1 pseudogene is annotated in these 2,404 nt (G+C 52.3%); it reads left to right on the top strand.

From position 1 onward, the window contains the following. Positions 1 to 2,404, top strand: a pseudogene (locus AC2A06_RS18455) (autotransporter outer membrane beta-barrel domain-containing protein); the annotation flags it as partial.

Here is a 2,404-nt window from a genome sequence, read left to right as displayed (position 1 = left end):
AGTCAGCCACCGGGGCGAATAAACTGACCTTGCAAATCAATGGTAGCGAGGTGGGGCAAGAGACCACCTCGCAAATCGACCAGGGCGGGGTGCATGTTGCCAACGGGATTTATGATTATGCGTTGAGTAACCAGGGTCGCAATGGTGCGGGGCTGTATATGAATTACGCCCTCACTGCGCTGGAGTTGCTCGGTAATGGTGTGGATGCACTGGTGATTGCCACCGATGGGCTGGCGGGCTCTAACAACGACCTGTCGGTGACTATCTTTGGCGGCGGTGATCTGGTGCTGGAGGGTACCCAGGCCGCGTTAACCATTTCCAACAGCACCAACAGTTACACCGGTAGTACTACCATCCAGGGCGGCACGGTGCTGCTGGGGGGCAATGGGGCGCTGGGCAGTACCCGCTTGCTGGCGGTCAACAGCGGCAGTACCTTTGATCTCAACAGTTACAACCAGAATGTGCAGAGTGCTGTCAATAATGGCACGGTACTGCTCGGGGCAAGCCTGCTGACCAGTGGGGCGTTAACCAACAATGGTATCCTTGATCTCGGTAGCGGTATCTTGACGCTGACCGAGGGGGGAACCTCCAGCGCGACCGGCGGTTTAACCGGTCATGGTGAGTTGCAGGTGCAAGGGGGCACCTTTACCGTCAGTGCCGCTAATAGTGATTTAAGCGGCAATACGCGCATTGCTACGGGCGCGGCTATCAGCCTGATTAATACGGGCAACTTGGGCTCCAGCAATGTCGCCGTTGAAGGGACACTGAATTTTAATGGCAATGGCAGTTTTGACAATGTACTCAGTGGCAGCGGAGTCATTAATACCAATGCCAATGTGCAGCTCACCGGGAAAAACACCTTCGCAGGCACACAAAGTATCAATGCCAACGGCATACTGACGGTCACTGCGGCGAATAATCTGGGGGACAGCAGCGCCACTATCAATTTAACGGACAGTACCTCACAGCTGATTTTCTCGGGTGTGCAGGATAGTGTGGCCAATACCCTTCAAGGTGTATTGAATTCGACCATTATCGTTAATAATAACGCCAACATGTTGCTATTGGCCAATAACGCTGGCTTTGATGGTCACTTCCTCCTGACCGAAGACAGTGTTTTGAATGTCCTGGACCACCTGAGTTTAGGCACTTCTAGCATGACCATTGATTCCGGAAGCAAGCTCAAGCTGTTGTTAAATAACCTGAATAATGCCAACCCGGCCAACTTGAACACCATCGAGTCCATCAGTGGTGATGGCACCATTACCATGTCCGACAGCGCCATCAGTATCAATACCACTGACCTCACTCATTTTGTTGGGTTGATCAATATCGACGACGGATCACGGCTGAACCTCAGTAGTGATCAGATACTGAACCCGCTGGCGACCCTTAATGTGGCTCAATCCATTGATTCGCTAAATATCAACAGTGCGGGTGTCTTCAATTTCGCCAACAAGTTAATCGGGGCCGGTGTTATCAATGTTGATACCAACAGCACAGCCTTTAACTTTGCTACTACTGTGGGCAGCGCCTTTACGGGCACGGTGAATTTACAAAATACCCGGTTTGATTTATCTGGCACCAATACCACCACCTTGACTCAGGCGACGCTTGAGCTGGCGGCGGGCAGTAATACCTCGGTGGGGGATGGGGTACAAACCCTCGGTAGTCTGGTGTTCAAGGATGGGGTATTAACCTATGCCAACCTGAGTGAAAACAATGGGGTGGTCACTTCCGAGGGGACCATTATTGCGCAAAATATTGATACGCGCGCTGGCGGTACGGTGAGTGTCAACTTGCCAGAGACACTCTCGCCCAGTATCGAGGGGCTGAACACCCTGGATCTGGACACCGGGGTGATTATTGTCGGGTTGGCGCAAGGGGCCGCCAACGGCACGGGTGATGAGTTGATACTCACGGATGGCAACAATCTCCCCATCGAGACTATTTATCTGCAAGGCATTACCAACCCCAATAACACGACGGTCGCGGGTATGGGGACCTTTATGTATGGCCTCAGTACCGGTATCGAACTGGACGGTTTATATGTCAATTACGGTTTGAAAAAGCTGGAGCTGTTAACCAGTGACAGTGAAGCACTGGTTTTGCAGGGCACGTTGGTCAATAACGGCACCCCACACAATAATCTTAACGCGAAAATCACCGGCAGCGGTGATTTGGCGATTGATTCCCCTAATGATGGCACTATCGTGACCTTGTCAAGTAGCGCCAATGATTACACCGGTGCGACCTTCGTGCGCGCGGGTATTTTGCAGTTAATGGCCGATTCGGCCTTGGGGAATACCGCTAACCTTGCCATTAGCAGCGGTGCCCGTGTGGATTTGAATGCCCATACCCAAACGGTGGGGGCACTGAATACAGACAGCAACAGTACCTTGGC

This window comes from Serratia sp. HNCC26DJ244, assembly GCF_057180565.1.
The sequence above is the reverse complement of the archived record's forward strand: the minus strand, read 5'-3'. Positions and strand labels throughout refer to the sequence as shown.